The 25,883-nt window shown below is 36.7% G+C and carries 24 protein-coding genes; 12 read left to right on the top strand and 12 right to left on the bottom strand.

The window, feature by feature from the left end; genetic code table 11:
• Positions 1 to 5: 5 nt before the first annotated feature.
• Both ACUXV2_RS17950 and ACUXV2_RS17945 read right to left on the bottom strand, forming a co-directional pair.
• Positions 6 to 2,108 carry a GDYXXLXY domain-containing protein gene (locus ACUXV2_RS17950; protein ID WP_446244512.1) on the bottom strand — a complete coding sequence of 701 codons (2,103 nt, stop codon included), beginning with the start codon at positions 2,106 to 2,108 and terminating at the stop codon, positions 6 to 8.
• Positions 2,109 to 2,513: 405 nt separating this feature from the next.
• Positions 2,514 to 2,942, bottom strand: a complete 429-nt coding sequence (locus tag ACUXV2_RS17945) for a hypothetical protein (protein WP_446244511.1) — start codon at positions 2,940 to 2,942, stop codon at positions 2,514 to 2,516.
• Between the two features lie 256 nt (positions 2,943 to 3,198).
• On the opposite strand from ACUXV2_RS17945, the gene ACUXV2_RS17940 reads away from it, so the two are divergent.
• Positions 3,199 to 3,486: a hypothetical protein gene (locus ACUXV2_RS17940; protein ID WP_446244510.1), complete on the top strand. Its 288-nt coding sequence runs from the start codon at positions 3,199 to 3,201 to the stop codon at positions 3,484 to 3,486.
• A gap of 113 nt (positions 3,487 to 3,599) precedes the next feature.
• Here ACUXV2_RS17940 and ACUXV2_RS17935 read toward each other — a convergent pair whose 3' ends face one another.
• Positions 3,600 to 4,415: an alpha/beta fold hydrolase gene (locus ACUXV2_RS17935; protein ID WP_446244509.1), complete on the bottom strand. Its 816-nt coding sequence runs from the start codon at positions 4,413 to 4,415 to the stop codon at positions 3,600 to 3,602.
• 274 nt (positions 4,416 to 4,689) lie between these two features.
• Between ACUXV2_RS17935 and ACUXV2_RS17930 the strand changes: the two genes are divergently transcribed.
• Positions 4,690 to 4,926 (top strand): hypothetical protein, encoded by a 237-nt coding sequence (locus ACUXV2_RS17930; protein ID WP_446244508.1) that lies wholly within the window; start codon positions 4,690 to 4,692, stop codon positions 4,924 to 4,926.
• Between the two features lie 225 nt (positions 4,927 to 5,151).
• Here the strand turns inward: ACUXV2_RS17930 and ACUXV2_RS17925 are convergent, their stop codons facing one another.
• Positions 5,152 to 6,327, bottom strand: coding sequence for a hypothetical protein (locus ACUXV2_RS17925; RefSeq protein ID WP_446244507.1), 1,176 nt, complete (start codon positions 6,325 to 6,327; stop codon positions 5,152 to 5,154).
• A 90-nt stretch (positions 6,328 to 6,417) separates the two neighbouring features.
• Between ACUXV2_RS17925 and ACUXV2_RS17920 the strand changes: the two genes are divergently transcribed.
• Both ACUXV2_RS17920 and ACUXV2_RS17915 read left to right on the top strand, forming a co-directional pair.
• Positions 6,418 to 7,239: a hypothetical protein gene (locus ACUXV2_RS17920; protein WP_446244506.1), complete on the top strand. Its 822-nt coding sequence runs from the start codon at positions 6,418 to 6,420 to the stop codon at positions 7,237 to 7,239.
• Positions 7,236 to 8,063: a hypothetical protein gene (locus ACUXV2_RS17915; RefSeq protein WP_446244505.1), complete on the top strand. Its 828-nt coding sequence runs from the start codon at positions 7,236 to 7,238 to the stop codon at positions 8,061 to 8,063. Before ACUXV2_RS17920 ends, ACUXV2_RS17915 begins: the two co-directional genes overlap by 4 nt.
• Positions 8,064 to 8,130: 67 nt before the next feature.
• On the opposite strand, the gene ACUXV2_RS17910 is transcribed toward ACUXV2_RS17915, so the two are convergent.
• Together ACUXV2_RS17910 and ACUXV2_RS17905 are read right to left on the bottom strand one after the other, a co-directional pair.
• Positions 8,131 to 9,360 carry an MFS transporter gene (locus tag ACUXV2_RS17910; RefSeq protein ID WP_446244504.1) on the bottom strand — a complete coding sequence of 410 codons (1,230 nt, stop codon included), beginning with the start codon at positions 9,358 to 9,360 and terminating at the stop codon, positions 8,131 to 8,133.
• Complete coding sequence (locus tag ACUXV2_RS17905) at positions 9,357 to 11,507, bottom strand: tetratricopeptide repeat protein (protein WP_446244503.1); 2,151 nt, start codon at positions 11,505 to 11,507, stop codon at positions 9,357 to 9,359. Before ACUXV2_RS17905 ends, ACUXV2_RS17910 begins: the two co-directional genes overlap by 4 nt.
• 693 nt (positions 11,508 to 12,200) lie before the next feature.
• Here ACUXV2_RS17905 and ACUXV2_RS17900 point away from each other — a divergent pair.
• From ACUXV2_RS17900 to ACUXV2_RS17880, 5 genes are all read left to right on the top strand, one after another.
• Entirely contained in the window at positions 12,201 to 12,338 is a 138-nt protein-coding gene (locus ACUXV2_RS17900) for a hypothetical protein (RefSeq protein WP_446244502.1), read from the top strand.
• Positions 12,339 to 12,405: 67 nt separating this feature from the next.
• Complete coding sequence (locus tag ACUXV2_RS17895) at positions 12,406 to 13,623, top strand: helix-turn-helix domain-containing protein (protein ID WP_446244501.1); 1,218 nt, start codon at positions 12,406 to 12,408, stop codon at positions 13,621 to 13,623.
• Between the two features lie 42 nt (positions 13,624 to 13,665).
• Positions 13,666 to 14,124 carry a hypothetical protein gene (locus tag ACUXV2_RS17890; protein WP_446244500.1) on the top strand — a complete coding sequence of 153 codons (459 nt, stop codon included), beginning with the start codon at positions 13,666 to 13,668 and terminating at the stop codon, positions 14,122 to 14,124.
• 75 nt (positions 14,125 to 14,199) lie between these two features.
• Entirely contained in the window at positions 14,200 to 15,483 is a 1,284-nt protein-coding gene (locus tag ACUXV2_RS17885) for a hypothetical protein (RefSeq protein WP_446244499.1), read from the top strand.
• 138 nt (positions 15,484 to 15,621) lie between these two features.
• On the top strand, positions 15,622 to 16,452 hold the full coding sequence (locus ACUXV2_RS17880; RefSeq protein ID WP_446244498.1) for a M23 family metallopeptidase: 831 nt from the start codon (positions 15,622 to 15,624) through the stop codon (positions 16,450 to 16,452).
• 188 nt (positions 16,453 to 16,640) lie between these two features.
• Here ACUXV2_RS17880 and ACUXV2_RS17875 read toward each other — a convergent pair whose 3' ends face one another.
• Positions 16,641 to 17,330 carry a hypothetical protein gene (locus tag ACUXV2_RS17875; protein ID WP_446244497.1) on the bottom strand — a complete coding sequence of 230 codons (690 nt, stop codon included), beginning with the start codon at positions 17,328 to 17,330 and terminating at the stop codon, positions 16,641 to 16,643.
• A complete protein-coding gene (locus ACUXV2_RS17870) occupies positions 17,323 to 17,847 on the bottom strand; it encodes a sigma-70 family RNA polymerase sigma factor (protein WP_446244496.1) in 525 nt (174 codons plus the stop codon). Before ACUXV2_RS17870 ends, ACUXV2_RS17875 begins: the two co-directional genes overlap by 8 nt.
• Before the next feature lie 291 nt (positions 17,848 to 18,138).
• Between ACUXV2_RS17870 and ACUXV2_RS17865 the strand changes: the two genes are divergently transcribed.
• Positions 18,139 to 18,741, top strand: a complete 603-nt coding sequence (locus ACUXV2_RS17865; protein WP_446244495.1) for a hypothetical protein — start codon at positions 18,139 to 18,141, stop codon at positions 18,739 to 18,741.
• A 13-nt stretch (positions 18,742 to 18,754) separates the two neighbouring features.
• Positions 18,755 to 19,477: a hypothetical protein gene (locus ACUXV2_RS17860; protein WP_446244494.1), complete on the top strand. Its 723-nt coding sequence runs from the start codon at positions 18,755 to 18,757 to the stop codon at positions 19,475 to 19,477.
• A gap of 704 nt (positions 19,478 to 20,181) precedes the next feature.
• Here the strand turns inward: ACUXV2_RS17860 and ACUXV2_RS17855 are convergent.
• The 3 genes from ACUXV2_RS17855 to ACUXV2_RS17845 form a co-directional block, all read right to left on the bottom strand.
• The gene (locus tag ACUXV2_RS17855) at positions 20,182 to 21,408 is read right to left on the bottom strand and encodes an MFS transporter (protein ID WP_446244493.1); all 1,227 of its coding nucleotides are present in this window, start codon (positions 21,406 to 21,408) and stop codon (positions 20,182 to 20,184) included.
• Positions 21,409 to 21,417: 9 nt separating this feature from the next.
• Positions 21,418 to 23,688: a tetratricopeptide repeat protein gene (locus ACUXV2_RS17850; RefSeq protein WP_446244492.1), complete on the bottom strand. Its 2,271-nt coding sequence runs from the start codon at positions 23,686 to 23,688 to the stop codon at positions 21,418 to 21,420.
• A gap of 463 nt (positions 23,689 to 24,151) precedes the next feature.
• A complete protein-coding gene (locus ACUXV2_RS17845; RefSeq protein WP_446244491.1) occupies positions 24,152 to 24,619 on the bottom strand; it encodes a DinB family protein in 468 nt (155 codons plus the stop codon).
• A gap of 133 nt (positions 24,620 to 24,752) precedes the next feature.
• Here ACUXV2_RS17845 and ACUXV2_RS17840 point away from each other — a divergent pair, with 133 nt between their 5' ends.
• Entirely contained in the window at positions 24,753 to 24,893 is a 141-nt protein-coding gene (locus ACUXV2_RS17840; RefSeq protein WP_446244490.1) for a hypothetical protein, read from the top strand.
• On the opposite strand, the gene ACUXV2_RS17835 is transcribed toward ACUXV2_RS17840, so the two are convergent.
• A complete protein-coding gene (locus ACUXV2_RS17835; protein ID WP_446244489.1) occupies positions 24,890 to 25,756 on the bottom strand; it encodes a helix-turn-helix domain-containing protein in 867 nt (288 codons plus the stop codon). The two genes, ACUXV2_RS17840 and ACUXV2_RS17835, sit on opposite strands and share 4 nt — an antisense overlap.
• Between the last annotated feature and the right edge of the window lie 127 nt (positions 25,757 to 25,883).

Raw genomic sequence — 25,883 nt, 5'->3', positions numbered from 1 at the left:
GCCACCTAGTCCTGCAACCGCACCAATATCCCATTTCCCTTGTCGCTCACTTTGACCACGGCTGTCTTCACTTTCCCTTCCACATCCAGTCCGGTTCCTTCGGGGATGAAAAAGTGTTCGATCCCGTAGGTGGCCTGGGCGGTGTGGTCCCATGAACCTGTGACCTTTCCGTTCAGGAGGACATCACCGGGTTTCTTTTCGTAAGGGGTATTCCAATCCCCGTCGCGCATGCTATACACACCTGTATATTCGTGGATGCCTTGTGCATTTTTCCGCAGCACAATGGTGATGGGTCCGGTGTCATCGATGGAAGTGCGCTCGAGCTGAGAAATGGTGTAATTCAATTGCACATAGTCCCCCTGGAGGAGGGATCTGGGATCGACAGGTTGAAGCTCCAATAGGATCGTTTCCCCGTTTTGTAAAAGGGTTTCGTTTGAATAGACACTATAACCGATCCATCCCCCTTGAAGGAAGATGATGAGGAGAATCCCCGGGATTTTCCCGGCAAGTATCGAGCGGGATTGCAGATCGGGGCTTGCCTTCCTATCCAGGTATGCGGCCGTCATCATGAAGAGGACACCCAATACGGCAAAGAGCAGGGATTTATGGACGAGCTTCCAGGCCAAATCGTAATACAGCTGAATGATGAGCATGAACCAGAAGACAAGGGATGTAACCCAATAGAAGGTGCGATCCCACTTTTTGAATAAATAGATGCAGACCGTTGTGGTCACAAAGAACAGAGCAGTGTAGATCATATGAAGCGGCAGCGAAAGATCGATGGCCGTTAATGAAAAAAAGGCAAGGATCCCAATGAGAAACGCCCCGTACTGAATGACGTGTCTTTTATGAGCAGCAAGGAACACGGCACCATTCAAGAGCACCATCACCGCCAGGAGGGGATGTGCGCCCATTTCCAGCGTCTGCCCAAGGAAGATCCCCAAGTTCAATTGAAATAGAAGGTAGAATACAATCTTCGCAGCGGCCCGTTTTTCAAGATAAAACACAAAGGCGAGAACGAAGAACATCGCAAACGAAAAGTCATCAAAGGTACTTGCCGTCATCCCGATGAGGATGCCGGTCATCGTGAGTGAATATTTCACAGGGGACGGCCAGTTGGTTACCGTACTCGGAATGACGAATACTGTAGCCAATATAAATAGAGTGATCATTGAGACGTCTACCATGAACAGCGAAAGCAGACCGAAGACAGATGCCACGATGAAAACGGAGGCGATGGTCGTGACGCTGGCAACGAAAATCGTCTTTGTCCAATGACGGGAGGAGGGACACTTCCGTAAATAGTTCACAAGGAAAACACTTCCCGTCAACAACAGAACTGCGGCTAATAAGAGACCGACAAAGAAAAGGCTCGACACATACCGTGCCATCAACTCGAACATTTTAATGATGATAAAGCCCGTTCCAAACATCGAAAGGATGATGAAAATGGACGTTTCTTTGTGAACGTACCGGTACACCCCAACCCCCAGGATGACGATATAAAAGAGGGAGAAGAAAACGGGATACCCTTCATTGAATGCTGAGACCATAAAGAGGAGGTTGGCAGAGGCTAGACTGAGATAAAGAAGCGGCTTTGAAGCGATCCATCCTTTTTTAATGATCAAAAACAAGAGTGTGTTCATGATTCCGACTCCGAACGCGATCCATGTATGGGCGGGTGTCCAGTGCCCGAATGGGGACGAAGGGAATAAAAAGAAGTAAATCGTCAAATGGATGAGGATATGGGCCAATGCGTAAAAACCGTTGTACCTCGTGTACAAGCTGAACAGGAGGGCGGGAATTGACCAGACAAGGAACAATAAATAACTGTCCGCGTGGGAATTGTACAGCTGCCCGAGGAGAGCAACGGACAAGCCAAAGGAGATCACCCCGCTGACCAAGAGCCAATTTGAAAGGAAATGGGCCCCCTTTAATACACGTTCCAACAGAAAAGTTGCTCCGTAGAACAATACAATCAAAGACCCCGCCAAAGCCACCTTTTCCAGTCGGGAAAACACCTGCCAATTAGAAGCAAAAAAATAAAGTGCACTTGCCAGAAGGAACACAACCCCGAATAAGTACGTCAAAGAAATCAGTTTCTTCATGTGGTTCACCCCTTTTTCAGTTGATTACCCTATTATATGAGCGGGTAAGGGAATCTAGGCATGTAGGACGGGGGGGCAGGTAGCGTGTCCCGTTTCTATGGTTGGTTAATCGGGGATAGTTCTCGATTTCCTTTTTTTATAAAAATGAGGATTGCCCCCCACTCAGCAATAATTAGCACCCGAGTTACAGTCAAAATCACGATAAAAAAGCCGTCGATTCCACACTAGGAATCACGACGGCTCCTTTCTTTGGACAGAAAAATGCTGTCTCTTATAGAAAAATAGAAGAGTTGCTTTGTAAAATTTTATCCCTGTTAGGTAAAACAAGCCACTTTGTAAACTACTCTTTTATAGATTGGCCTTTTAAGCCTGTCTCTTTTTACTTGCTTGCCACTTGTTACTCATTTAGCGTTTGACAGGGTGATTAGGTTTGTTAATATCAATAACACCATTATCTACTGGATCCGTTTGATTTCCACCGACCACAAGGTGATATTCCCAACTTCCCCATATCGGAGTACCTTCTCCAGTATAACGAGGGTCAGTTTCATGAACAATAAGGTAGAAATACTTTTCACCCGTTTCCATGTTCGTGATGTGATTGATCATCCATCCGCTGTCTAGATACGGGTCTCCTCCAAAGTCACCACGATATTGAACTTTATAATGATAACCGCCAACTTCTTGAGTATACATGCCTGTTACATCTCCAACTGGAATACTGCCATCGTCTGTCTGATGACCAGGAACGATGGTACTCTTAGCCGACACCCCCGATACCATGATATTCATTACAAAAACTATACCCAAGGTAGCCGTTAATAATTTCTTCATGTTTAAAATTCCTCCTTCAATGTTCAATAAAATAAAATCATTGTAGTACTAATTATGTATGTTTCGTGATAGTCATAAGAGTAGTTTACAAAGGGATGAACCAATACTACCATAAATAGAAAGAATATTTTGTCAATTTTTGTTGTAGTTTTATTTATAATTTAGTATTAAAGGCCTGTGTGTTAATATTTCTAGGTATAATTATTCAGGGGGAGGGAGGATTATTCTCCTTCTAAATTAAATAAGAGGTGATTCTATGTTTAGAAAATTTATACGTTTCAATATAAAAATTTTTCCGATGTATATAGTACTGTCATTCTTATTATTTGTAGCCATTATTCTCGGAGAAGATGGTGGCCAATATATCAATGGGGTTTTGAAAGCAATATTCCAATTGGTGATCCTCGCTCTAATTCCAAATATCATCTATTTGATTATCAATAGAAGAGAATCGGGGAATTTTTTGGGCTTTTTAGGGATGATCCCTATCATACCGGTGCCGTTTGTGGTGATTGCTGTAATTATGGGGGTAGTATATGTTTAGTGTGGGAGGACAATATATCCGAGTCCAGTATGTTATATAAAAGACTGCCAAGAAAAAGGCAGTCCTTTACGTTACTTTAGATTGCAGCAAAGTGAAGTGAAAACAATGCTCTGTTATCTATTACCTTCTAAAAACTCCTCAACAATCTTATTAAACTTCTCACCATACTCCCAAAACATTAGATGCCCTCCCAATACTTCCACAGACGCCTTAGGAGCCAGCTTATTTAGACTTGAAACCGCAGCTTCTGCCCAATGCTCTGCGACCACATACAGAGTCGGTATGGACTCACTGCTCTCAGTGGCCTCCACTCGATAATCGGAGAAAAGCCCGGAGGAAAACAGATTGGCGGCAATGTAGTAAGGAGTCTTTAATGACTGCTCAACGATCCATTCTAATTCATCATCCTTTAGATCCCGCTGGACCATGACTCCCGTGGCGTAAGCAGAAATGAAGTCCCGCTGTCCTTTTGGATTTCGAAGGTAGTTTGTATAAGCAGCAGCCATGTCATCAAGTGGGCCCTCCACCCACTCCTGGTCTTGCTGGACGGATAAGGATTTTGGAGGCATATCAATTAAAACGATAGACTTGATGCCATCCGAACCGAATTGGCGGATATACTCCCAAACCGTCAGGCATCCGAATGACCAGCCGACAAGGGTAGGGTTCTCGACGTTTAATTTTTTCAATACCTTTTGCAGGTCCGTTCCATGCGTGACATAGTCATTCCCATGAACCGTCATCGTGGATCGGCCATGGCTCCTGGGGTCGATCACGATTGTCCGGTGGGATGTTGAAAAGTGCCTGACCTGCTCTGAAAAGACTTCGGTTGTAAAGGTGAAACCGGGAATAAATACGATGGGCTCCCCACTGCCGGTATCTTGCACGAATAGTTCTATACCAGGTTCCACTTCGATATATGTGTTCATGCTGTCCCTCCTGAAATATTGTCATTTTTTCTAATGTATATTCGTCTTGAGAGTATTTCATATCGAATATTATGGTTTCACAGTCAATACATTGTCAGGGTAAGAAAATCATTGGGCTTTTTAAACAAACGTTTGATTTAATCCTGAATCCCTTTTGAAAGAGCATTTTCTGCGATTAAACAAACGTTTAATTAAAAGTTTTCATCCAATGGTGTCCTTTTTCCATCCTTCTATACCTAGTAAGTGACTAGATATAAAAGGGTGGAATTTTTTTATGAAATCAGGTTGTAAAGTAGTGAATCAGGTTGGAGAAATGGAGATCGAGGGGAATCTGGCTCCTCATTTGTGGTATAAGAATATTACGTTTTCGAGCGGGAAGGCACATTTTGTGTCGATTACGCTGCTTGCGGACATCCTTTATTGGTACCGTCCGACGTTTGTCCGGGATGAGAGTGGGGATATGATTAGGATTCGCACCCAAGAAGGTGGGGTTAAAATCATATGGAAATAGGTTGTGGTTGAATAAGGGAAGGTAAAAGACAATACTCTTATCTCTTTTTTTTGTACACGGAGAACGAATACTATCTGACTTGTAAATAGACTACTAAGTAATGATTTGCACTATGATCAATGATGGTTCATTGCAGGTGATACGAATCTCTGGGTTGTTGGAGAATCTGAAGTTTATGTATTGAAAAAGGAAAGCATGGGGATGGAATCCACCCCCATTCGTCCTTTATACTACTCTTTCTGCCCCGATTAACATCCTACTCACAAAATCAGGATATTCCTGTATATAATCCAACAGAAATAAAATATTCATCCTTAAAGGGAAGGATAAGTTATCTTTTTCGAGTAATAAGTGCAAGTGAGCTATCAATTCTTCTATTGAATGAATCTTCTTACTTTCACCATGAGTTACTTCATATAAATTTGGACTCAGTTCTTTATAATCTATATTTAGGAATGAAACTCCCGCGAACTGAGGCTGTCCACCTCTTGTCATCCATCGATAGTGCCCAATGACATACGTTCGGCCAATGTCATCAATTGTAAATTGTGTTTCTTTCCCGTTACTCTCTTCCCATAATTCAGTGTTCATTGCATTGATCAATGTTTTATTTAGGCTATTTTTTTTCATCATCGAGTAATCCAAAGAGCCACTGCCTGTAGGGGCTAGTAGGCCGGAGCTCGAAAGTGCTTTAGAGTTTTGCTGCCAGAGTAATAGGTAACCATCAAGCGTGAAGCCGATGGTTGAAACACCAATCTGGTTGTTCATCAATTTCGGCTTACAATGAAAGATCTCGTTGGCATGATAGTGTGTATGCTTACACTTTAAGCTCTTGTTAAATATCCGATTTGTTAAAAATGTGTCGTAGTAGCCTCCTATATGGCATCGACTCAAATCACTGTTACTCAATGGTTGGGACATACACAATTTTTTATCATTAAAAAAGGGTTGTTTATTTTGCATTGCCTTGATCCATTGCCATATAAAGATAGGGATTAATGTGTTTTTGTGCTTCTTCATATATCTTTTTATTTGACTATACATTTCTTGATTCATAACAATCTCTTTATCTGATTCCCATAGAGATTGATTGATTGTAAAGGAATAAGCTGCAGATTCAGAAAGATGTGTATAGTGAGTTTCTTCTGATGTCCATTCTGCAGATGGTGTCATAGGGTGTCCAATCAAGTAACCCTCTTTTAGTTTGCTTGTGAAAGAAATGGCTTTAATGAGTATGACTAGGAGTATCATTAGATACATAATTAATCCGGACAATTGATAAACAGATGATAAATAAAAAGTGTTTACATACAAATAAACCCCGGTAATGAAAATAAAAGAAAAAAGTTCTATCATGTAAAATGACACTATATAAAGCAGCCCATGTATGGCAGTTTTCATTTGTTACCTCCAAAATTTCTTTACCCTGTCCATTATCATAATATAAAATGATAAAAAGGATAAGTAAATATTACTATTTTTGGAGGAATCATGAAAGAAATCTATGACTTTATGATGGGGATTCCACAATTATTTAAAGGTGGAATTTCTCAAGGTTTATTTGTAAATGTAGTTTGGGCGGTCTTCATATTGTTCATGGTAAAAATGGGGCATTTCTTTAATAGCGTAAGTCCTGGGAGAAGACTGTGGAATTTAACAGACCATAGCAAACTCATAGTCGTTTCTGCAACTTCAGTCATTTCGGCGGACACAGGATATCAAAAAAAAGCAACGGGAATAGGCCAAGTTCGAGCCCTGGCTTTTATCATTTCTTCATTGAATAAGGCCTATAAAAAACTTGAACTGAAGAATATATATTTATCAGGGGAACGTTTGGGGGAAAGGTGTGAACGAGATATCATTTCGGTTGGTGGTCCGAAAAATAATGAAGTAACAAGAGATGTGTTGAAAAAGCTGACTCACATTGTGGAACAAGTTGGAAATGACATTCATTGGAATGCAGAGGGGGAAAGGGATATTCTAAGTCCAATGAAAGAAAACGATGAAGTGGTCAAAGATTTAGGCTTGGTCATTAGAATGGAGAACCCCTTTAATGATAATGGTTCAACGACGCTTACTGTCTTTTCAGGATGTCATACTTATGGTACAGTGGCTGCTGCTAAATACTTTACCGAATCCCTTTTTAAAAAGGCGAAGAAGATGAAGAATTTCGGAAAACTATATGTGGCAGTTGTTAGCTGCGAATTAAGAGAAGAGCATATTACAAACGTTCGTTTAGAGAAAGAGTATATCCTCAAACAGCCAAAGAGGATGTCAGAAAGAGCATCTTCTGGTGGAAAGGAATCGGCATGAAAGGAATTGAAGATTTCTCAGTTTCAAAAGCTGGAAATGATCGGACAAATGAAGATGGTTACTTACTGACAAATAATTTTGCATTAGTAGTAGATGGGGCAACGAGTAAAGGTATGAATCGTTATAATGGGAAAACCAGCGGGCAGATGGCAAGGTCTCTCATTCTGTCGTGTGTTAGAGATTTCCAGAAGGATATATCAGCAGGAGAGGCCTTTCATAGAATGAATCAATCCCTCATGAACTTCTACCTTGAAAACAATCTGCTGGAAGAATTGAAAACAGCCCCTTACAAAAGAGCCACAGCCTCAGTGGTTGTTTACAGTAGGTATAGGAATGAAATATGGATGATAGGGGACTGTCAGTATATGCTTGACGACGAACTATTTAAGGATGAGAAAGAGATAGACATCGTCATTTCCAATGCAAGGGCAGCATTTCTGGAGATGGAAATCGTACAGGGAAAAACCCTTGACGACCTTCTGGAATTCGATACAGGAAGGGATTTTGTATTACCTTTGTTGAAAAGGCAATATTTACTACAAAATACACTTCACTCTCAGTATTCTTATTCTGCATTGGATGGTTTTCCTCTAAAGGAATCATCTTTTATCGTAAGAAAAGTTCCTCCAAAGACTAAACAGATAGTCCTTGCTTCAGACGGATATCCAAGACTTTTTAACACTCTTCAACAATCAGAGGAAGCTTTAGCCGAAATCATCAAAAAGGACCCCCTTTGTTTCAGGGAATATAAATCAACCAAAGGACTGAAAAAAGGGAATATCTCTTTTGATGATAGAACTTATTTGAGGTTTGGGGTGAATTAGGCTGGTTATGTGAAGAGTACAGCTGTGAATAATTTATAGGGGACAGTCAGCCTGTCCCCATGTCCTTTTAAGACGCAATTGTTTTTGTTTTCTTACTGAAAATCATATGTTTAACAGAAGTATGAGTGAAAAGGATAATCAACAGAACGAAAGAGCTAACGACACCAAAGGTAAAGAAGATGGTTGACACTTTGAAGTAAGCATCGGTCGCTCCTGCAACAATAGTGCTTGAAGCGATTGCAAGCGTAGTAAATGCATTTGCGTTTGAATAAACCCGCCCCCTTAATTCAGAAGGGACGTTTAATCCGAAATCTACACTGGCAAGAATGTTAAATGATCCATATAAGAAACCTAATATTGTAATAAAGAATCCAAGGGGTAACAAAGGCAAGTCGAAGACTAACATGCAATAGAGCACCGTAAACGATAAGGGTAAAATGTTGATGAGCCGTTCTTTGTTTCGTTGCTTATTGATCCTGGGCCCTACTATCGTCCCTATAAAAATTCCGATTGTCAGGCATGTCATTAACAGTCCGTAAATCGATTTATTCATACTGATTTCTGATAAATATAAAAGCAATAAAACTTGAAGGCCGCCAAATGCAAAATCCAGCACAATCCAATAAAAATTCAGCTTTCGAAGATGTTTGTTTGTATAAAGAAACAGAAACCCTTCTTTAATTTGTCCCACCAATGAATCCCTTTTTTTTTCTTTTCGTTCAGATAATGTAATGAAACATGTTAGTGAAGCGGCGATTACATAGGTGATGAGATCAATCACCAAAACCACATAAGTGCTTGTAAAAGCGATGAGAATCCCAGCAACAGAAGGCCCCACGATATTTGAAAGCTGTTGTGTAGCGCCGTTTAATGAAACAGCATTAGGAAAATGCTTTCTAGGGACTAAATCAGGTGCAACCGCTAATCTGATAGGCGCGTAAAACGACTTTAAAACACCTATCAATGCCAGCATTGTAAAAATGACAATGAAATCCGCAGTAAGTAAGATGCCTAAAATGAGTATCGCTCTTAAAAGATCAACGATGATGAGTGATTTCTTTCGATTCATTTTATCAGTCAGAGCACCGAGAAAAGGTCCAAGTAAAGTAGCAGGGAGTACTTCGATGGCAAAGGCAAGCCCCATTAATAATCCCGATCCTGTCTTTTCTAAAATTAATATGGGAAGAGCAATTCTTGTTAGACCAGAGCCAAAAAAAGAAATGGCCCCTCCAAAAAAGAAAAAGCCATAATTTTTACTGAATAATAATTTAGTGAATTCACCACTTAAACGTTTCATGATGAGCTCACCTGGTTAAGTGCTTCAATAATTTCTATTAGGAAATTGTTAAATTCTTCTTCGTTTGGAGAGAGTTTAAGAGCATTATCTATCTCTACCTTTGCCTCTTGATACTCATTTAATACTTTATGAATATAAGCTTTATTAAAATAAAACCACGGGTTTTTTGAATCAAGTGTGACTGCTTTTTCCAAAAGTTTTTTTGCTTCAATATAGTTACCTTCCTCATTATGGACGATAGCCAGATTCACATAAGGTTCTGCTTGATTCGGCTTTATTCCAATGGCATTCCTCAGATCCTCTTTTGCTTCCTTTAACATCCCGATCCGTTGATATAATGAAGCTCTATTTACATATACCTCGATTATGTTCTGGTTGAGATTTTCAATTGTATGGTAATCATTCAGTGACATAGTATTTTGTTCAGTTGCTTCATACGCCAGGGCTCTATTAAGTAAGGCAGGTATAAATTGTGGGCGGATTTTTAATGCCTGGGTAAAATCCTCAATAGCTTTCACGTTATTCCCGGTTAAGTAATATAAGTAACCTCGTGAATTCCATGTATTGCTATTATCTGGATTGATAAATAACGAGTATTCATAGTCTTTTAATGCTTCACCCCAATGACCTAAAGAAGCTTTAGCATTGCCACAGTTCAAGTAGACCTCGTCCTTAGGCAAACCTTCTTCCTTAACCTTTTCATAATAGTGAATGGCCTCTTCATATCTTCCCATTGTTTGCAGCATATTTGCTTGATTGTTATATAGATCGAGATGAGATGGAACGAGATGTAGTGATTTTTCCATATAAGAAAGAGCTTCATCGAAATGACCTCTGTCTTGTAATGCATAAGCTGTATTGTATTGTAAAATGGCATGAGTCATCACATGTTCATTTTGATCAAAGGTAAGCTGGAAGACTTTAATGTTGTCTTTCTCAATTTGAATAGCCCGATCATATTCTTTGTTTTTGAAATAATAAAGTGCACGTGAATTGTTTAACCAGAGCCTCTCCATTACAGCTTGTTTATCATATAACCCTTCAATATAGGAAAATCCTTTATCCAGCCATTCTTGGCCGAGAATCTCATCAATATGCTTCGTTACAAATGAACCGATGATGTAGCAGACCTTGGCGTTAAAATACCTGTCATTAGAGTGTTTTATACTTTCTTTTAAACACTCCATGGCAATATCGTTTTGTTTTAAGAGTACATGCGAAACTCCCTTTAAACGGAGCAGTCTTGCCTTACTGCTATCATCGAAGTAGTCCCAATATTTATGTATGAGAATATCGGTATAATAAATGGTTTCATCATAACAAGCGTTTCTCTTTGAATAAATAGCTGCTTCTTTGAAAGATTCAGCTGTCTCCTTACTTATATCTTGTGAGAGAAGGAGATTTGCATAGTGTGCTGCTAGATCTTTATTATGATGTTTCAGCGGCTGCTGGCTGTGCTCTGGATGACTATCCTTAGCGGTGTGTGTAAAGGTGAAAGTCCCGGAAGCATATTTAGATTGAATGTCAGCCATACTGTAAGACTTTATAGAAGAGAGAGTCAGGTATTTTTCCGGGAGTTGGTCTAATGAGTAGGAGCCTACTAAGTAAAAGTTTGCTTGTTTTGAACGCTTAGCAAGCTGTTCAATAAAGCGAATGCTTGAAAAATCGGTTTTATCAATATCAGAGAACATGAATACGACTTTTTCAGTGTTGCCTAATTCCTTTGCTGTTTCCAGTAAAAAATTGATAATTCCATTTATTACTTGATAGACAAAGCTGAGAGTAAATGAAGTTGGATTCTGTTCTTGAGGGATCTCTAACCCTAGTGAAACCCCTTTAAACATTTCACTTTCTTCTTGCAACCATGGCATTAAATAATATAGAGGCTTTCTATACTTGCTTACAAGAGGGGACTGCTTCAGGTCCAGTTTCTCTAATTGTTGGTATACTAATTGTTTCGCTATATAAAAGGACTCGGTAGGTAAACAAACACCGGAAGTACTGTATACATATTGCTTATCCAGTAGAAAAGATTCCTTTAGATGCTCCATAAAGGGGAGAATTTCTGTGGAATCACCCTTCATTAAAGACACATTAGATTCTCTAGTTGAAAATAAATTTGAATAATTACCTATTAAGTTTTCCAATTGAAAAACTCCTAATATCGTATTTTTTAAATAAAATAAGGCTCTTTTCACGAATGGAAAAGAGCCTTATTTACGCTTTTTGACAAGCCCTTTGATGCTATTTAATCTACAGTATTATTGATTAATCGATTAAGACCAGCCGCCTTCATCGATGTAACCTAAGCTATAAGCTCTAACATTCTCAACCTTTGTCATTTTGATTGATTTCATGGGTGTCAACTCCTTCCAGTTATTTTGTAAAATTTTACAAGATAAATATATTAAATAAAATTCGATGGGTCAATGGAATATGCATAATTGCATAAAAAATAAACTTTTTATTTTGTTTAGACTGGTAAAGTCAGAAATGAATCAGAATCCGATAAAAATGATTGAATTAATTTGTGACTTGTATTCATTTACTTTCTGTTAGATTATCTATTATCGTAAATTAAGAAATATGCAACATTGCATATCATAAAATAGAAACCGTTTGTTACTATTTAATTGTAATGAAGTAGTACAAGTTACCTATTTTCTAATTCGCATTCAGTTAATTCTTCTAACTCCTTTCAGATTTCTCATTTATCCTAGTTTCTATATATAGAAGAATTACATTCACCCCTTACAGCGGGTCATTTTTACACTAGTAGAACAGTTTAAAAGTTTAAAAGGTAAAAACCTAAAAATAAATAAAAGGGAGAAATTTCAATCATGAAAAAAATTATTCTTTGCCTTTCTATTTTATCGATTGGAGTTGGGGTGAACCTGCATAAAACAGAAACTATTGCAGCGGCTTTAGACCAAAAAACAGATCCTATCTGGCCGCCGACTTCTATAAGTCTCGATTAATTCTTTCATTGACGAACGTCCATCTTGGGCGTTTTTTTATATGAAAATGAAAAGGGAGTGTGGTTAAATGCATGGTAAATTGATTCGATATTTCAGGAGAGCAAAGACCATGACGCAGGAAGACTTGTGCGAAGGAATTTGTTCCGTTTCACATCTAAGTAAAATAGAAAATGGAAACAAGGAAGTGAACGATGAAACACTTACTCTATTATTTAATAAATTAGAGGTAGATTTTAACGACCTTAAAACGGATTTGGCTGAAAATCAAATACTGATTGAGGAGTTGGAGCGGTATATCATTTTTCAAGACAAGGAAAGGGCTGAAATTACATTTAATAAGCTTTGTGAGAAAGAAAAGCTATTCTTAAATTCATCTTATATTTACCGGTTTCTTTTAACAAAATATCGTTATTATCTCTATAAAGATAATTTAGCAGAGTGCGCTAAAATTAAAGATACGCTGGAAGAGCATTCAAAAATATTACACGTATCGGAAATGAAAACATTGGATTTCTTTAATGGAATATACTTTTTGAAGAGCGGACTATTAGAAGATTCTTTTCAGTTGCTCCATAACTGTCTTGAGATTGAATCGCTGCACCAAAAAGACTTATATTATTATCTTGCGTTAGCAAGCGGTAAATTAAATAAATTGGGATATGCCATTACATATGCGATAAAAGCATTAGATGTATTCCAAAAAAGCTTTAACACGTCAAGGACTTTGCATGTTCATTTGTTGCTTGGCATACTCTACACTCAAATCAATGTACCCACAGAAGCGATTAATCACCTGAATATTGTATTGTTTAAGGCTACGTATTTCAAAAAAGAAGAACTATTGGTCAGTGTCCACCACAACCTGGGGCTGCTGTATAAAGGTCAAAATGACTATGTATCTTCCCTTAAACATTTCAGCTCAAGTCAAAAAATTGCGGAGCAGAAGGGGGTCAACAGTGTAAGTACTCTATATGAAATAGTAAATATATATGTAGAACAAGGTGAAAAAGAAAAAGGTCTTCTATTTACAAATCAGGGGCTAAAATATGCAGAGGAAGCATCATCAAAAGATTATCAGATTAAGTTTAACATGCACTCAATGATCCTCATGGGAAAAAACAAGAAATTGGCGAAATATGTGGAGAAAGTTGCATTACCTTACTATATAGAGACAGAAAATAAAGACAAGAAAATCTACTGTTATAAACTATTAATCAATCACTACAAGTACTTAAATGATGAAAAATTCACTTTATTTACTGAAGATTTATTAAAAATTTTATAGATTCATCATAATTTTCCCAATAACTGTGAGGGGGATTGAAAGTTGAAAATCAAAATTTTTATGGCGTGTGTACTGGCCGCTCTTCTGATTAGCAGCTCTCTTAATTTATACTATTGGCTTGAGCTTAGAACGAATGAAAAAGAATATATTTCAGCCTTTACCACACAAGTAGATAACACATACAATAGCTCAACGAATGTTTTGGGAACTAAGGGTGCAGCTCAACGGAGGCATTTATCCAAGCTTAATAATAACTTAATTCGAATCGATGCTCTTTATACATTGCACCCAGGGGATGAGTATGAAGAATACTTTAAGGAATATCAACGCATGGTTGAACAATATTTAAATAATCCATCTTTACAAATTGAGGCTGAACAAATAAGTGAATTAAATAATGACTTAGAAGCCCTTAAAGAACATTACTTTGTTGATTATGAAATCAAAGATATGTCCTTACAACAGTTTAATCAACACTTACTTTCAGTTACTCGAGACTAGATTTTCCCAATACAAATACTGGGAATACCCCCTCATAATTGAGTCGTACTAAAAAATATTAGGAGGGGATGGAAAATGAGGAGTTTAAAGTTTCTATTAGCTTTGGTTTTGGTTTTGGCATTAATTCCGAGCTACGCATTCGCTGACAATGTGAAAAATGTGTACAAGGGAGTTGCTTTGGTGAATTTACCAGAAAAAAATCCAAACGCGAAAGAGTTGGAAGTTCCTTCATCGTTAAAGATTGATCAGTATGTATTTAATGGTGAAGATCTTTCTATTACAGGGCAATTACAGTATAAAAATGTGACTAAAGAAGTGGTAGTGTCTGGAGAAGCATTTCAATCAGGAATTGATTCTGAAGATGTCATTTTTAATGTTACAAATGAAAACAACCATGACGGCTTAGAGGTCGTGAAACTTAAACTCTACAATACGCCTAACACAAACGAGTTGGTTGCTAATAAGAGACTAGAAGGTGAGAAGACTCTTACTATCTATTTTTTTGACAAGGATGAACGCGATTTAATTTCCTTTAATGTTCCAGCGATCGACCTTGGATTAGGAGACCTAAACGGAAAAGATTTTGAATATTCTAAATCCGTTACAGATGCTTGGGTGTACAAAGTTATGAAAGGTGAAATAGAAGAGCCTTCATTTACCATGCTTGGGGGAGTAAATAGAGAAGACGTAGGAAATGTTTCAGGAGTCATTACGTATTCAGATCCTTATGGCAATGGATGTGATGAACAACATTCAAAGAGCGGAAAAACAAGTATCATCGGCAGTTCTATCATGAGTGACGGCGATTATGTAGACACAAATATAAAAGTTACTTCTCAAGGTATTACGTATAATTGCGGACCTGGAGATTATACTTACGTTTCTGGTGCAGAAACTGCAGTTTGGTTCGGAGGTTATACAAACCCTGTTCAAGTAGATTTAACGTTCTCAGGGTCCAGTTATGTTGATTTTGTTAAGAAAACAAAATGGTATGGCAGTTATAGTAAGCGCCCTTATTATAGTGCGACTGCAGGGCTTTCTGTGGGGTATGGTCCGATAAGTGCCGGCTCTTCAATTAAATTCTGGGATAACTATGATGTGAATGCTTCTTCATCTTCAGAAAAGACTGTCTATTTTGGTGGAGGGGATTATTCCAGAAAGGCAAACTTTGATTTTGATAATACTCGATTATATTCAGTAGGTAACTATTACACCACTTCTTCTTATATCGGGGTGTCGAGTTCGAGTTCATACAAAACTGTTTCTGCATATTTTAGAGTTCCTGTGTATGGGAATACAGGAGGTACTCTTTATTCAACCAGAACCAGTTCTTTAAGTATTTCATACAGCAACTATTAATCACTTAAGTAATTTTGCAGTTTAATAAGTTCATAGAAATTGTATTTATACTTTGAGTGAAAGTGTCGTTGAATGTAAGTTATGTCGTGTGTGTAAAATGAATAATCCATTTTATTAACGAAGAAGGGAAGATAAAATATGAAAATGAAAAAAATTCTTTCAGGCGCTGCAGTGATTGGTTTAGCTGGATCCCTTATATCTGGAGGGGTATCAGCTGCAGAGACTGGTCCACAAAAAGCTGATCCATTGAATCCTTACGATGACTTCAATTGGAGATATTTTACTACTTCAAATTATATTACTTCGGAATATTTAGATCCAACAAGGTCTTCTCATCTTGGAGTTGATGTAGACACGGGTTATGATCCAGCGTACGCAGTTAGTTCCGGGAGAATAATGTACAGTGGAGTAAGTAGTTCAGCTGGAAATTGGATTGTCCTAGAAACAAACAACAACAGCCCTGAATCAGGAAACAGTAATGATCTAATTGCCAGGTATCTTCATCTAGATGAAAGGTGGGTATCTACAGGTGCTACTGTTAGCCGAGGACAGCAAATTGGAATTACAGGAACAACAGGAAATTCTACTGGAACTCACATTCACTTTGACGTCAATGACGGAGGGGTAATGAATGGCAGCGATATGACACGTTATAATACAGTGGATCCGGAGATTTTCTGGCCTTATAAGAGCTTTATTTATGGAGATTCTCCATATTTTATTCAAGCAGACACAGAAGAGAGTCTTCACCATGATGATCATGCCAAACATATGAAGTATTTTAATGAGGAAACATCCTTTGCTGATTACGTAATCGATTATGTAGGAGAAGATAACTTCTGGGACTGGTTTAATGGTTTGAAAATTGAAGAAAGAACAATGAAACAGTTCAAAAAAGATTTTAAATTAAATAACAAAAAGATTGAGACGATCAAAGATACATTCATCGAAAAGAACAAACATAATTAATAATAAAAAGATAACTCCATCGCAGATGGAGTTATCTTTTTATTATTGGCTGTTTTCTAAAAGAGTTGTTTTTCATACGTAATGAAAATTACTAAATGAAGCGGGTTCTCGAGTATAAACTGCAGAAATGCCCAAGTTCCGGCATTTTCTAGTGTGTAAAGGAACAGAGTAAAACGAAAAGAGCATTACTATTTTATTTCATCTACGGTGACTGTGCCGTCTCTCTTATGTGTAATAAGTTTAACTGTATCACCCTCATGATAGGCGATTGTAGCAAAGTGAGCCTCTGTTTTATTCCAGAATATAGAAAATGATATGCCTAAGGTGCGTTTTTTTAATCGCTCGATATCAATATCCCCTGGAGGTAAAATAGGGTTCCGCTTTGAGTCGGGGTCATTGAAATACTCGTAGCGCCAGAAAACGAATGGACTGCCTTCAGGGTTTTGAGCTTTATCTTCTGAAAAGTCCTTTCCAAAGGCTTGTGTGGCCTCATCTTGCGTCATATTCAGCTGGAATGTAGATTGAATTTCTTCCACCTTACTATTGATTTGCTCTTGAGTTGGTGGTGAGAAGTTATCTTTAACACTTGTCTTCTCCTTCCCTTCGGACTTATCTGTATTTTCTTTTGGGGTGGCGATCAAAGTAGGGTCTGTCTCTTGTTTCTCAAATATACCCATCTGCTGCATTCCAAAAAAAATAAGGAAGATACCCACGGATAAGAGAGTCAGTCCGCTTAAAACAGGCCTCATTTCCACTTTCTTTTTATTAGCAGTTTTTGTTTTGATTCTAGTTAAGATAGCAGACTTTTTTTCTTCAGTAAATTTAGGATCTTTCGACATGAAATGATGGAGACGTTTCTTGAATTCTCTTTTATTCATCCTCGATATGCCCCCCTATTATTTCTTTTAATAATTTTTTTGCGCGAAAAAGCCTGGTACGTACGGTTTCAGGCTTTTTTTTAATGACTTGGCTGATTTCAGTTAGTTTTAATTCCTGATAGTAATGTAATAAGATTACCTCTCTATACTTTAAAGGCAGCTTAAATACCTTCGTTATTAATTCATCATTTACTTCTCTATCGATTAATTGCTGATCAGGTTTTTGTGATGAGTCTTGAAGGTAGAAAAAGTTATTCGTCATCAATAGTTTTTTATACTGCCATGAACGCATGTGATCTTTTGTCTTGTTTATTGCTATTGAAAAAATCCAGGTCTTTAATTGGGAGCGTCCTTCAAATTCGTCTAAATGATGATAAATATTGATAAATACCTCTTGGGTTAAATCTTCACTTATAGCCCAATCTTTAACATATCCGAATATAAGTCGTGTCACATCTTCTCCGTATCGTTTCATTATTTCTTCGAACCCTCTAAGGGTATTACATTGTTTATCCAAGTTTCCCCACCCCTCCATTAACTTAATAATACGACGGAACGAACTGGAAATCCGTTTCATTTTTTGGGTATGAAATTCATAATAATATAAAACCGTAAAAACCCTTAGGATTATCCCAATATAAAAATAGTCATAATTAGCTTGATATACAGCAATTGAAATCTAGCGAAAACAGTCGGGAATAACGAGAATGAATGTTTATTACATAGTAAATGATTAGAATTTTCCCAATTTTATATCTTTGGAAGTGGTGGTAATATTTTACTTGTATTAAGTATAAGGAGGAATAATATGAAAAAGAAAAGGATGTTAAGTCTTGTGGTAACTGGACTACTTGCGATGGCCTGCTTTACTGGACAGGCTTCAGCGAAGATTGTAAGTGGGTCATGGTATAGTCCTGCCGGCTCATACGCACCAAATTCAGGTAATTATTATACGAATAGTTATAATACTTATAGCGGTTCTTGTGTGGATCAGGTGGATTTACGAATGCACAACATTAAGTATAATTCAAGTGAAGTAACTGCAATAAAAAACTATTATAATAACAGTAGCTACTATCACGGCCTGGATGCAACAGATATGAGCGGTAATCTGGACACTAGTACATCGAGCATGTCGACTAATTATCCGAATCCTAAATTTGATACAGATGATGATGGCGGTGATGGAAATGATGAAGAGGCAGAATTCGTTTCACTAAGTCCTACAAGCATCAATACTTCCACTAGTTATTATTTCTACGTGGATTGGAACAATCGCGGTGGAAGTGTAACCTGTGCAAGAGATGGTTATATCGAGTTAAATGCTCATGAAAGCAGCAAGAGCTTTTACGGGGAATACAATACACAATGGCATGCGCCACTTGGAACAATTAACTACTACAAACAATAGGAGGTAGGACACTTTGAGAAAAATATTTCCGACTGGGATCATAACTGGATTATTAATTGTAACTATAGCGACATCTTCATTTGCTTCACCATCCAATAAGTTAGAAATGGAAAAATATACTCCAAACAAATTGTCAGATGATAACTCTATTGAATTAAAGATAAACAAAGAAAAAGAGAGCAAAGAAATCGAAGCAGATGTGATTGTGAACTCAAAAAATCTTACGCTGAATAGTCTTAAAAAATACCAGAAAAAAATGCCTCAGTATTTTAAAAAATTAAAAGCAGAAGGGTATGCCTCAGTACCTGCTACTATTACATTTAATGAAACTATTTCTTTTGAGGAGCTTGAAGAAATAATAAATGATACAAATGTGGACGTAAATAGAATATTTGTAAGAACAAAGTCAGTGAGTGATGGAAATCTGGGAGCTCTTACAATGACGCTAGAAGATAATAGGGTGAATTTCGAAAAATTAAAATCAATATTGGATGGACCGGTTGAGTTAGAGGTTGTAGGTGTTTATGCCGCTGAAGGAACAATAAATACGGATGAGGAAATATTTGAAACATTAACGGAAAATAATAACATTTTCTTAGTGGATGTTTCTAAGCAAATTATTGAAAATCAAATTACAAATTCAAAAGAATTCAAATTTGATAAATCGAAAGATAAAAAACTCCATATTGATGTGAATGTCTATGATTTATTTTGGGAGCTTCAACAAGTAAAATAGGGAGTAGACAGGGAGGGAGATCAGGTGTAGGCTATTTTGAAAGAGAGGTTATCTTTTATGAAATCAAAAGTAATCATTTTGTTTCTTCTTCCCATTATTGGTATGTACTTCATCTTTAAATCAAAAGAATTATTGGACAAGTTATTACATGTTGATGGAGTGCGAACTTCACTATATCTATTTACTTTCGAATTTACAGATGAATTGTTAATCGAAGAAATTCCTGCTGCCGCATTAAATATGTCAATCATGGGAAGTGTCTTGATAACTTTTTCTTGCACTTGCTTATTATATTATTTATGGAATTGGAGAAGTAAATGATGTAAATCTACATGTTGTACTTATCTCATTTGCTGAACTGCAGAATGTGAAATATTTCAACCTCCCCATTATACATTGTACCCGATAGAGTGGACATTACAAAACGTCTACCTATTGGGTATTTTTTATATAATGGGAATTAGACAACAACGTAGGGGCTGAAGAAAATTATGTATAATCGAATGATGTAAGCTACACAAGAACACTCCTGAGACCCAAATTTATTTAATCATAAGTTAAGCAAGTTCCCCAAGTAAAGCTTTTAGGCTTAATCCCTATACAAGGGTAAGATTTCTTGTGCTTATTTGTAGAATTTGTAAGATTGATATAGGGTGTCAAAACTCTAAAAAAAAGAACCGTCACTTTAAACGGTTCATACTTTTTTAGTTCATCGCTTTTTTCACTTCATGTTGCGGGCTTTTTTTATGGTGAAGAATCATTACCACTAAAGAACAAACGGCAACAACTATTCCGATGACAAAGAAAATTGTTGAGACAGTAAAGTACGCCTTCATCGCCCCTGCTAATATGGTGCTGGAAGAAAAAGCCAAAGTAGTAAAAGCTGTGGCATTTGCATACACTCTGCCTCGTATCTCATTTGGTATATTCAGGCCGAAGATGATACTGGCCATGACATTATATAAGCCAAAATTCAAACCTAGGATAAGCACGATTATAAATAGAACCAGGGTACCTACATCGAACAATAGGAACGAGTAGCAGACCCCGAATGTAAGAGGTAATAAATCGATTATCTTTTCTTTTTGGTTATCTTTTACTTTTGAAGCCGCCATTGTTCCCAGAAGCATTCCAATCGTCAGGACTGTCATCAATAGTCCGTAAGTGGCATTATCCATATTTATCTCTTCAAGGTAAAGGAGCAATAATACAGTCAATCCACCAAATCCGAAATTAAGGATCACCCAAAAGAAATTTAGTTTTCTAATCATTGAATGGTTGAATAAATAAACAAAACCTTCCTTCATATCTGCCACAATCCCATTTTCTTTAGATATTTTGTGAATGGGGATATAGACAAAATAGGATAGTAAGGCTGCAGCTAAATATGTGATGATGTCTAGTTGAAGAGCGAAAGTAGGGTTTGTAAACCCTATAATGGCTGCTGCCAATGAAGGACCAGCAATATTTATGATTCTTTGAGTCGTTCCTTGTAACACGACAATCTTAGGGAAGTTTTCTTTTGATACAAGTTCAGGGATAATGGCAGACCTTACCGGGACATAAAGTGCTTTCAGAATTCCCATTAAAAAAATTAAAGTGAAAATAATGTAAAGATTACCGGTTAATAATACAGCGATCAAAATCAATGCCCTTAACACATCAGAGGTTATGATCATGATTTTCCTATTGTACCGGTCAGATAATGCCCCTAGTAATGGTCCTAAAAGAGCTGAAGGGATGGTTTCAAGAGCAAACGTCATCCCCATGGCAAATCCGGAACCCGTTCTTTCAAGAATTAAGATAGGTAAAGCTATTCTAGTTAGAGAACTACCAAAAAGGGATATTGCCCATCCTAAAAAAAACAGGAAATAGTTTTTACTATAAAAAAAGAGGCTTCGAACTTCTTCAAAGGTTAGTTTTTTTCCCATTTTCAACACCTAAACCATGGATGGTCTTTTGGGAATTTTATCTTTCAATTCAATAAAGTCTTTAGTAGTTGGGGATATCTCTAAAGCTTTTTTGATTTCAGAATAAGCAGAATCCCATTCTTTCAATTGAATATGAAGATGGGCTTTATTATATTTTATCCATGGATCTGAGGGATTCTGAGCGACTGCTTGTTCAATATATTCTTTTGCCTGTTGTAATTTGTTCTCCTGACTGTAAATAACAGCTAGGTTTGCATAGATATAAGCTAGATTTTGAGAAGGGGCCAAGTTTAAAGCATGTTCCAGATCTTGTTTAGCTTTTTTCCATTCCCCTGCTTCTTGAAATATCGCTCCCCGATTCACGAAAATCTCTACACGGTTAGGGGCTGAATTTTCAGCAGAACCATAATCTGCTATCGCTTCGGTATTCTTACCTAATTCAGCAAAAGTATTCGCACGATTGATGAGAGCTGAAATAAATGTTGGGTCAATGTCAAGTGCATTTGAAAAATCACTGATCGCCTCCTGAAATGTACCCTTTACATAACCTAAGTGTCCTCTTGCATTCCAAGTATGTGGGTTATCCGGTGCTAATTTGACAGCATAATTGTAATTTTCCAAAGCTTTATCGAATTCTCCAGACTTCATGTACGCATTCCCTAAGTTAATATATACCTCTACCTTGGGATACCCGTCATTTTTCACTCTATTATAGTAGGGGATTGCCTCCTGAAATTTCCCCATTTGCTGCAAAATATTTGCTTTGTTATTATATAAATCCAAATTGGAAGGGACTAACCCAATTCCTTCATCAATATGATTTAGAGCCTCTTTCAAACGGCCGGAGTCCTGCAGCACATATGCTGTATTGTAATGGAGTATAGCATGTGTAACTGCATGTTCTTGGCCATTAAAGGTTTCTTTAAATTTGTTCAAGTTTTCTTCTTCAATTTTGATTGCCTCTTCATAATTTCTTTCTCTGTATTTGATAAGTGCCTTGGAATTATTTAACCAAAGCCTCTCCAAGGTAGCTTTTTCATTCTCTAGCCCTTGTATTTGGTCAAAACCTCTATCCAGCCACTTTGGGCCAAACATTTCAGCTTCATGCTTGATTACAAAAGAACCTATTGTGTAGCATAATCTTGCTTTGAAATAAGGATCTTTAGCCAGTCTTAAACTTTCTTCCAAACTATCAAGGGCATCAGCATTTTCTTTAAGCCTTATATGGCCAACCCCTTTGATTCTCAGTAACTTCGCTTTCTGTTGATTATCGTATGATGACCAGTAATGGCTTTGGGAGTGTGAAACATAATGGACGGCTTCATTATAATACCCACTGATTCTGCAGTAATATGCAGCGTCTTCTAATAATTCTGCTACCTTTTCATCGTTAATTGCTTCCATATGAAATAAGAGTTTTGCATATTTAGAAGACATGTCTAATTCATGATCATGTAAGGAAGTAATTTGCTTTTGGTGATATTTGAACTTTATGTTTTCAGCCGCCTCATGATACACTGCAGAATAAAGACCATTCCCATCATTAACCCCGCAGCTCTCAATATAACATTTGAGAAAATCACTTCTCTCGTGATGGTCTAATTCTTGAAGTTGGGTTTCCATATCCTTAACTAGAGAATATGAAGCAGTGTTGATTAAAAACTTCCTATTGAATTTTACTTCTTTCTCTTTAAAGAGCCCGTGTTTGGAAGAAGTTAATATGACATAATATGAACAAACAGAAGATCGTATGATCAGACGTTTAATAAGCTGCAAACTTGAATAATCACATTGATCGATATCTTTAAGAATAAAAACCACTGGTTTATGTTCAGCATAATGACTGGATATTTCCAGCAGGAAGTTAATAATTCCGTTGAGCATACTGACTATGAAGCTCATCGTAAACGATGTTGGATTTTCTTCTCGAGGGACATCCAGCCCCAAAATGACATCTTCAAATAACTTTTTCTCCCGTAAATAGGGCATCAAAAGGCAAAGAGATTGTTTGTATTTTACTAGAAGGGAGGGGTTTTCTTTCTCAAGAGATGTAATATAAGGAGAGATCAATTTTTTAACGAATGAATATGAGTCGGTTAGTAAACTTTTACACGATATTTCATAGATAAAGTGGTCTTTTTTAACCTGACTACAAAAATTAGTTGATACAATCCTGCTTAAACCTGGATTTCCTTCTATAAGATAAGAGCCATATGAATGTTTTTCAATTTCTTTAACAAGTTCTTGAGTTACCTTGCTTATGCTGCTGGTGTTTTCCATTTCACAGTCCGCTCCTTACTGGATAATAAATAAAGACCCTATCAGGGTCCTTTAGGGGGGCTAAGAAGCTATATCGTGTTGAACTTCTTAGCCTGATAAACATTTGATATTAAGTTAGGCTATTACGGCCCATCATAACCATATTCATGAGAACGCATAGGCTCTACCATTCCGATTTTTAATGATTTCATCGTTATCCCTCCCCCAATATGGATTTGTGATCCCTCACAATTAGAATAATATCAAACAAATGACGTTCTGGAATATGCAATGATGCATATTGACGGAATAATTAGATAATTAAATCAACCAGGGTCTCTTTTAAAAGTCTGGTAAAGGTAGAGGCCTGTTATGAGGAAATTCTATAACCATTGCGTGTGCAGTATTAGTTCGAAAATACTTATAAAAAAATAAAAAAAGCAGAAGAACACCTTTAAAAGGATTTATCTTCTGCTTTTTGCTATTAATCCATGAGGATGCGATTATCAATGATATCCGTCTCTACTGGAGCATATCCAAGATTGCTCGCCCAAATACTTATCTCTCCTATATGATGAACTTCTTGAATAACTAACTGGTGCATTTTATTGTTCAATGGATACGGGAATCCTGTGCTATCTTCCTTCTGGTTCGTATTTGACATAAATTGATACTTGTCAATGAAAGCTTTTACAAAAGGTCTTGTATACCTTGAGTATTCCAATACTTCTTCTATTGTAGGAATAAAATCCTTGTTGATCTGAATTAAGTCAGGTTCCTCTTTTATACTGCTCATCCAATGTTGTTCATTATAAATTAAATGAAATAACGTCTTAATAATATTTTGCATATCTTCCGACTTGATATCAATTAGTTTATTATCTGAAACCTCTTTACACCACTCCATCCATTCATCTCTAACTTCCCAATTATAAAAGAACAAATCCTGCATTTAATCACCTCCATATATAAGTAATTTATCAAATTATAGGATAATTTGTTGTAAATATGTAAATTTGCATATTTTTCATGAAATTTATGGTTTATTATACACTTATTGAACGATAACACAGGAGGTTGTACTCATGAAAAAAGTCTTATTTGGATTTTCGTTTCTTTTACTACTAATTGGTGCAATCGCTCTAAGCAGCGATAATGGAGTCTCACTGGGGCAAAATGAATCGGATCTTCCATTCGAACATTCGATTGAAAATCCTGAAATTTAATTTAAATATCTTTGCTTTTTTTCAATAATAATTTTCTCATAATATGTAAGACCTAATAGTTTAAAGAAAAATAGAGCTTTCTTATAACACTCTGATATTTCATCATACGGATAATTAAGCTTTTCAAGGCATTCGGCTTTTTGAAAATATACTTGTCCCAATAAGGACATATCACTATTTCTACATAGCCATTCGATTGCCTCATCAAGGGTAGAAAGAGAAAGTTCTATTTGATTGTCTAAGAACAGTACTTTACTCAAATTATATAATACTTTATTGCGGAATGCAGTGTACTCAAGGCTATCTATTTCGGAATTCAATATTGAATCATAATAACGGATACTTTCTTTGAATTTTCTCTTTTCGGCATAGATGTTTGCAATGGAATTCTTGATGAACAAATCCTGGATAACATTTGTTCCGAAAGTCTGCTGCTGCAATAGAAGTTTTAGTTCTGTTAAACAAGTATCTGAATTTATTTTCTTGAGATAATATGCAGATACGTAATATTGCCATAACAAAAATTGTTTGAATTCAGGATGACATTCCGTTTTTTTCAGCTCATTTTCAACTAGTTTATAAACTTCAATGTAATCCTTATTCTGAACTAGTGTCATTAGTTTTCCAGTCAAATTATTCTTGTAAGAGATATTATCGTGTATTAAAACTTCATAAAAGTAAAAAGTAGGAACCTTAAGCTTATTAGCGACAAGATGAAGGATATCGATACTTGGAAAGACTTCTCCTTTTTCTAGTCTGCTAATCTCTGATTGATTACAGATACCTTCGGCTAATTGTTTTTGTGTCAAGTTCCTAAGCTTTCTCAACTTTTTTATCTCTTTACCTAGTACTTCTTTATCCAAATGAGACCCTCCGAATAAATAAACTATTAGTAGAATAGTTTTATAATTATTTGATTCATATGTATCAAGTATAAAGTTATGAGGGTTATATGTGAACCAGAAATGAAGATTGTTGTTATCTTAATGG

The organism is Rossellomorea sp. NS-SX7 (assembly GCF_052828565.1).
Note: the sequence above shows the minus strand (reverse complement) of the source record. Positions and strands in the feature narration are given on the sequence as shown.

What these genes read in the sequence shown, in the direction of transcription:
- ACUXV2_RS17920 (WP_446244506.1), top strand. Translation starts at nt 6,418, where the DNA reads ATGAAAGAAATCTATGACTTTATGATGGGGATTCCACAATTATTTAAA.
- ACUXV2_RS17875 (WP_446244497.1), bottom strand. Translation starts at nt 17,330, where the DNA reads ATGAATAAAAGAGAATTCAAGAAACGTCTCCATCATTTCATGTCGAAA.
- ACUXV2_RS17865 (WP_446244495.1), top strand. Translation starts at nt 18,139, where the DNA reads ATGAAAAAGAAAAGGATGTTAAGTCTTGTGGTAACTGGACTACTTGCG.
- ACUXV2_RS17935 (WP_446244509.1), bottom strand. Translation starts at nt 4,415, where the DNA reads ATGAACACATATATCGAAGTGGAACCTGGTATAGAACTATTCGTGCAA.
- ACUXV2_RS17850 (WP_446244492.1), bottom strand. Translation starts at nt 23,688, where the DNA reads ATGGAAAACACCAGCAGCATAAGCAAGGTAACTCAAGAACTTGTTAAA.
- ACUXV2_RS17940 (WP_446244510.1), top strand. Translation starts at nt 3,199, where the DNA reads ATGTTTAGAAAATTTATACGTTTCAATATAAAAATTTTTCCGATGTAT.
- ACUXV2_RS17950 (WP_446244512.1), bottom strand. Translation starts at nt 2,108, where the DNA reads ATGAAGAAACTGATTTCTTTGACGTACTTATTCGGGGTTGTGTTCCTT.
- ACUXV2_RS17855 (WP_446244493.1), bottom strand. Translation starts at nt 21,408, where the DNA reads ATGGGAAAAAAACTAACCTTTGAAGAAGTTCGAAGCCTCTTTTTTTAT.
- ACUXV2_RS17945 (WP_446244511.1), bottom strand. Translation starts at nt 2,942, where the DNA reads ATGAAGAAATTATTAACGGCTACCTTGGGTATAGTTTTTGTAATGAAT.
- ACUXV2_RS17915 (WP_446244505.1), top strand. Translation starts at nt 7,236, where the DNA reads ATGAAAGGAATTGAAGATTTCTCAGTTTCAAAAGCTGGAAATGATCGG.
- ACUXV2_RS17845 (WP_446244491.1), bottom strand. Translation starts at nt 24,619, where the DNA reads ATGCAGGATTTGTTCTTTTATAATTGGGAAGTTAGAGATGAATGGATG.
- ACUXV2_RS17925 (WP_446244507.1), bottom strand. Translation starts at nt 6,327, where the DNA reads ATGAAAACTGCCATACATGGGCTGCTTTATATAGTGTCATTTTACATG.
- ACUXV2_RS17900 (WP_446244502.1), top strand. Translation starts at nt 12,201, where the DNA reads ATGAAAAAAATTATTCTTTGCCTTTCTATTTTATCGATTGGAGTTGGG.
- ACUXV2_RS17840 (WP_446244490.1), top strand. Translation starts at nt 24,753, where the DNA reads ATGAAAAAAGTCTTATTTGGATTTTCGTTTCTTTTACTACTAATTGGT.
- ACUXV2_RS17930 (WP_446244508.1), top strand. Translation starts at nt 4,690, where the DNA reads ATGAAATCAGGTTGTAAAGTAGTGAATCAGGTTGGAGAAATGGAGATC.
- ACUXV2_RS17910 (WP_446244504.1), bottom strand. Translation starts at nt 9,360, where the DNA reads ATGAAACGTTTAAGTGGTGAATTCACTAAATTATTATTCAGTAAAAAT.
- ACUXV2_RS17880 (WP_446244498.1), top strand. Translation starts at nt 15,622, where the DNA reads ATGAAAATGAAAAAAATTCTTTCAGGCGCTGCAGTGATTGGTTTAGCT.
- ACUXV2_RS17885 (WP_446244499.1), top strand. Translation starts at nt 14,200, where the DNA reads ATGAGGAGTTTAAAGTTTCTATTAGCTTTGGTTTTGGTTTTGGCATTA.
- ACUXV2_RS17895 (WP_446244501.1), top strand. Translation starts at nt 12,406, where the DNA reads ATGCATGGTAAATTGATTCGATATTTCAGGAGAGCAAAGACCATGACG.